This window comes from Candidatus Methylomirabilota bacterium (assembly GCA_036005065.1).
Lineage (GTDB): Bacteria > Methylomirabilota > Methylomirabilia > Rokubacteriales > DASRDR01 > DASYQW01.
On record DASYQW010000337.1, the window covers coordinates 1 to 5,363 of the forward strand.

Annotated in this window: 5 protein-coding genes; all 5 read right to left on the reverse strand. The window is 71.5% G+C overall.

Features of this window, described 5'->3' with window-relative positions; translation table 11 throughout:
- A partial coding sequence (locus VGW35_22570) for a hypothetical protein (protein ID HEV8310456.1) occupies positions 1-834 on the reverse strand: 834 nt, incomplete at its 3' end.
- 286 nt (positions 835-1,120) lie between these two features.
- The gene (locus tag VGW35_22575) at positions 1,121-1,936 is read right to left on the reverse strand and encodes an ABC transporter permease subunit (GenBank protein HEV8310457.1); all 816 of its coding nucleotides are present in this window, start codon (positions 1,934-1,936) and stop codon (positions 1,121-1,123) included.
- The gene (locus VGW35_22580) at positions 1,936-2,853 is read right to left on the reverse strand and encodes a sugar ABC transporter permease (protein ID HEV8310458.1); all 918 of its coding nucleotides are present in this window, start codon (positions 2,851-2,853) and stop codon (positions 1,936-1,938) included. The genes VGW35_22575 and VGW35_22580 overlap by 1 nt, the downstream gene beginning before the upstream one ends.
- A complete protein-coding gene (locus tag VGW35_22585) occupies positions 2,850-3,938 on the reverse strand; it encodes an ABC transporter ATP-binding protein (GenBank protein ID HEV8310459.1) in 1,089 nt (362 codons plus the stop codon). The genes VGW35_22580 and VGW35_22585 overlap by 4 nt, the downstream gene beginning before the upstream one ends.
- Positions 3,939-4,140: 202 nt before the next feature.
- Positions 4,141-5,070, reverse strand: a complete 930-nt coding sequence (locus VGW35_22590) for an acetamidase/formamidase family protein (GenBank protein HEV8310460.1) — start codon at positions 5,068-5,070, stop codon at positions 4,141-4,143.
- Between the last annotated feature and the right edge of the window lie 293 nt (positions 5,071-5,363).

The following is a 5,363-nucleotide window of genomic DNA, read 5'->3' on the forward strand; positions in this document are numbered from 1 at the left end:
GATCGCTGTGCCGACGAGGCCGGCCCACTCCATGCGCCGGTCCTGGCGGGCCGAGTACCGCGCCCAGGTGGTCCATCGCGTCTCGTCTCGGACGAGTCGCACGTCGTGGGCCTGCTCGATCAGACCGCGGAAGTCCGCGTCGAGCGCTGCCCCGGAGTGGAACCGCGCCAGCGACGAGAGCCGTCCCAGGAGCCGCCGGACCAGCACGTGGAACTCCGGCCGGCGGACGAACGCCTCCTCGTGCTTGAGGCGGGTCTGGGTCAGGAACCGGACGCGGATGCCCCCTGGCGGACACGGGAGCGCGGCGCAGTCGGCCAGGGTGACCCGGCCGTCGACCGCCCGCACCAGGTTGTCCTCGCTCCGGTAGGCGGCCTCGGCGGTCCCCCGGATCGGATGCAACGCATCGATGCGCCGGAGCGCCACCGCGCGCCGCCCGCGCCCGATCCGGTCGACCTCCCGGAACGTGACCACGAAGTACGGGAAGAACTCGCGCGCGCGGCCGACGAGGGTCAGGTCGAAGACGACCTCCCGTCCGGCGGGGTACTCGCGGGCGGCGGCCGGCGGCGGGGCGATCACGAACGGGCGTGGAACCTCCTCGTGGGTGCGGAGGGCGTCGGCGCCCGGCGGAGGCGCGGTCTCGAAGACGAGGTGGTAGGGGCACCTCGCCGGAACGGGACAGGGCTCGCCAGGCCGGGACGGGCAGCAGAGGGTCCGAAACGCGTGGCCGAACGCGCCGCGGAGGGTGGAGCCGAGGTAGGCGGGAAGGACGAGCGGTTCCAGCGCCTCCACGGTGACCCGGTACCGCGTGAAGCTGAGCGCTGACTGCGGTGTCATCCCGGCGACTGCGTTGCCCGACTATATCCGACCGGGCCTTCCCCGGCAAGGCGAAAGCGGGCGTCGAGCGATAGGGTGGTCTGGTCGGAGGTGCGACGATAGGTTAGTCGCCTCCCTCGGCATCCCCGGTGTATCCGTTTGTATACGGGAGGGGAGCGTGAACGGCGTCGCGGCCGGAGATGACCGGAAGGCGGGTCACCCGCCGATCTCCACCACCTCCTCATCGATCGACGGCGGGATGGGCTCGTCATGCTTCTTGGCTCTGTAGCACCGCCCGGACGCCGCCCTACCGGCGGTCGAGGCGGAAGACCATCTGAGTGGGACGGACGAACCGGAGGGCGACCAGCAGGATCAGGAGGACGATGGCCATGTAGATGACGGCCATGGCGTCCACCGAGTAGATCGGCCGCATGCCCGCGGCGAAGACCGCGTAGTAGAGCGCGACCACCAGCGTCTGGGAGCCGGCCCCCGACAGGAGGAAGGTCAGCTCGAAGTTCGCCACCGTGTTGACGAGGACCAGGAGCCCGGCCGTCAGGAGCCCGGGGAGCGCGAGCGGCAGGACCACCCGCCGGAACACCTGGAGGCGGCTCGCCCCGTGGACCCGCGCCGCCCACTCGAGGCTGACGCTGATCTGCTCGAAGAACGGCAGGAGCACGAACACGGCCAGGGGCAGCATCGGCACCAGGTTCGCCACGATCACGCCGTAGATCGTCCCGCCGATCCGGTACCGGTAGAGGGTCGTGGCCAGCGGGATGCCGTACGTCATCTGCGGAATGAGGAGCGGGACGAAGTAGAGCAGGAGCACCCCGCCCTTTCCCCGGAAGTCGCGGCGCGCCAGCAGGTAGGCCGCCGGGAAGCCGAGGAGCAGGGCCAGGGCCGTGACCGTCCCCGCCACCGTGACCGTCACCGTGAGGACCTGGCGCAGCTGGAACTCCTCCCAGGAGTACGCGTACCACGCGGTCGTCCAGGTCGGGGGAAACGGCGTGGCGAACCAGCGCCGGGCGAACGAGGAGACGAGGACGTGGCTGACGAGGCCGAGGAGGTTCAGGACGAATCCCAGCACGAAGAGGAAGACCGCCAGGCGCCAGATCCGCCCGCGCATCAGCGCTTCCCGGCTCCGAGCGTGGCCACCCCGGTCGCCCGGAGGCGGCCCCGGAGCAGGAGGACGACGGCGAGCCCGACGAGCTGGCAGGCGCCCATGATCACGGCGACGGCGGAGGCCATCGACATGTCGTAGTGCTCGAACGCCTGCTGGTAGGCGGCGATGGCGATCGTCCGGGTGGCGCCGGCCGGCTGGCCGACCAGGACGGCCGACGGGAAGACGCCGAAGTTCATGACGAAGACGAGGGCGAAGGCGATCGCCGCGCCGGGGGCGATGAGGGGCCACATGACGCGCCGGAACACCGCCCACGGCCCGGCGCCGAGAATGCGGGCGGCGTGCTCCAGGGCGGGATCGATCCCCGAGATGTACCCCAGCAGCATGAGGAAGCAAAACGGGAAGTGCTGGACGAACAGGGCGATCATCACCCCGGTGTAGTTGTGGGTCAGCCGCAGGGGATCGCCGAGCCCGGCCGCCACCAGGAGCTGGTTGGGCCAGCCCTTGGGCCCGTAGAAGCCGTTGATCCCCTCGGCGACCAGGACCGTTCCCAGCGCGATCGGCAGGATGAGGACGGTCGTGATCGTCCGCTCGAGCCAGATCCCCCGGCGCATCGCGTAGGCCACCACCAGGGCGAGTCCGACGGTCAGGAGCGTGTTGGGGACGGCGATCGAAGCGGTCACCCAGATCGTCCGCGCCTGCCAGGGGTCGGTGAGGAATGCGAGGTAGTTGGCCAGCGACAGGCCGCCGCCCGCCCCCGGGCCGGGTCGCAGCGACAGCACGACGCCGTAGGCGAAGGGATAGACGAACATGACCAGCAGGTAGACCACCGAGGGGACGAGCAGCACGAGCCCGGGACCCACCCGGGAGCGGTCGAGCCGCGCGCGGGCGGCCGGCCCGGCGATCGCGGCCGGCGTGCTCACGGGGTGGCTCCCAGGCCGTCCTCGGGCGGCAGCACGACGACGCGCTCCGCCGGGAGCCGCAGCGCCACCGGGCTGCCCACCGCCACCGGCCGGCCGACGCGCGCCTTGACGGACTGCCCCGACGGGAGCTCCACCTCGAGGTCGTGCTCGCGCCCCAGGTATTCGATGAGCCGCACGCGGCCCGACAGGACGTTCACGCCGGGCGCGTCCTCGGTGAGCAGGACGTCCTCGGGCCGGACGGCGGCGATGCCCGCCGCCCCCGGCGCCAGCGGGGCGGCCGTGCGGCCCGCGAGCTGGAGCGTGCCGGCCCGGCCGAGCACCGTCCCGTCGGCGCCCCGTCCGGTGACGGTGAGCGGGAAGAAATTCCGGTAGCCCATGAAGTCGGCGACGAAGAGGTTCGCCGGGCGGTCATGGATCTCGGCCGGTGTCCCGGCCTGCATGACCCGGCCGTCCTTCATGACCACGACCCGGTCGGAGAGGGAGAGGGCCTCGATCTGGTCGTGCGTCACGTAGATCGCGGTGAGTCCGAGATCGGCGTGAAGCCGCTTGATCTCGGCCCGCATCTCGAGCCGGAGCTTGGCGTCGAGGTTACTGAGCGGCTCGTCGAGCAAGACGAGGCGGGGCCCGATCACGAGGGCCCGCGCGATGGCAACCCGCTGCTGCTGCCCTCCCGAGAGCTGGCTCGGATAGCGTGCCTCGAACCCCGGCAGCTGGACCAGCTCGAGCATGCGCCGGACCCGCTCGACGATCTCGCCGCGCGGCCGGCCGCGCAGCTCGAGGCCGAAGGCGATGTTCTGGAAGACCGTGAGGTGGGGGAACAGCGCGTAGTTCTGGAACACCATGCCGAAGCCGCGCCGCTCCGGCGGAAGCCCGTCGATCCGCGCCTCGTCCAGCCAGATCTCGCCGGCGGTGGGCGGGAGGAGGCCGGCCAGCAGGTTGAGGGCCGTCGACTTGCCGCATCCCGACGGGCCGAGGAAGGTGACGAACTCTCGACCGCGCACCTCCAGGGCGAAGTCGTCGAGGACGGTCTTCGGGCCGAACCGCTTGGTGAGTCGGAAGCGGAGGCTCTGGATCAGGGCGGCCATGTGGCTCAACCGCTTCCTTACGCAGATACGGCCCGAAGCGTCCGAGCGCGTCTGCCCGAGCCGCTCCGAGCGCGGGCTTCGCCCGCGGGCCCACCCACCCAGCCCGGAAGGTGGGGGCGGCTCGGAGGGGGGCGGAGCCCCCCTTCGAGAGTGCGTAGGCTCTGGATCACGGCGTCCGGCCCGAGCCCGCCGTCCCCACCCGTCAGGCTCCCCGAGGTCGCTCGGGCTCGGGGGCGCGCCGCGCCTGGCCGAGCACGGCCTTCGGCAGCACGAGCCGGACGGCCATCACCGGCCGCGGCGAGGTCCCGATCTTGAAGTCGCCCACCAGGGAGGCGAGCATGTACGCCTCTTCGCCGGTGAGGCGGGTCGTCCGGGTGATGTACCGGATGGCCGCCCGGGCGGCGTCGCGGCAGGCCTCTTCCAGGGTCGGCGCCGTGCCGACGAACTGCAGGGTCTCGGGCGTTTCGATGACGGGCCGGTCGAGGAACGGGGGGCGCTCCACCGTGGCCCGGAGCGTCACCGTCGCATCGCACTCGAGCCCGGTCCCACACGTGATCCCGTCGCCGATGATCGCGTGAGAATCGGCCAGGAAGAGGAGGGCTCCCGGGACGAAGACCGGGAGGTGGCAGACGGTCCCCGCCCGCAGCTCGTTCTGGTCGAGGTCGCCGCCGTGGGGGCCGGCGTAGCCGAAGTGGTCCAGCACCTCGGGCATGGTCGCCAGGGTGCCGAGCGAGGGGCGCACCGGGATCCGCACGTCGCCGAAGTGGATCATCCCGTCCCGGATCGGGAACGCGCGGATCGTCGGGCCGGGGAACTCTTTGGGAAGGAAGCCGTAGTTCCGCATCACCGCCGTCATGCCCTCCCGGCCCACCTCCATGGCGAGCAGCTCGACACGGAGCGAGTCGCCGGGCTGCGCTCCCTCCACCGCGATCGGCCCGGTGATCTGCCCGAGGGGGTGTCCGACCGCCTCGTCCGTGAACGGGGTGGGCAGGCGCGAGGGATCCCGGATGCCCGAGAACCCTTCGCGCACCTCCACCGTGACGACGTCGCCCGATCGGATCGTGAGCGCCGGACGCGGATCCGGCTTCACGTCCATCAGATACACATCCGGATTCGGCTTCAGCGACTCCACGGGCTCCTCCCCACTAAAAGCCTCCCGGTGTCACGCCGGTTCGGGTTGTACACTACGAAGCTCCCGACCGAAGCGCTCCGAGCGCGGGCTTCGCCCGCGCAACCCCGGGGGGGTGGCTCGGAGGGGGGCTGCGCCCCCCTCCGAAAAACTAGAACTTCTTGATCCGCTGGGCCCCGACCTCCTTGTCCCACCGGTCCATGGCCGCGACGAGCGGCTTCACCGGGAGCTGGGCCACGACCTTGTACTTCTTCTCCATGTCCGTGTACTCGGGCCGCCAGTGCTCGCGCACCAGC

Coding starts and splice junctions, on each gene's coding strand:
- VGW35_22575 (HEV8310457.1), bottom strand. CDS start 1,936: ATGCGCGGGCGGATCTGGCGCCTGGCGGTCTTCCTCTTCGTGCTGGGA.
- VGW35_22585 (HEV8310459.1), bottom strand. CDS start 3,938: ATGGCCGCCCTGATCCAGAGCCTCCGCTTCCGACTCACCAAGCGGTTC.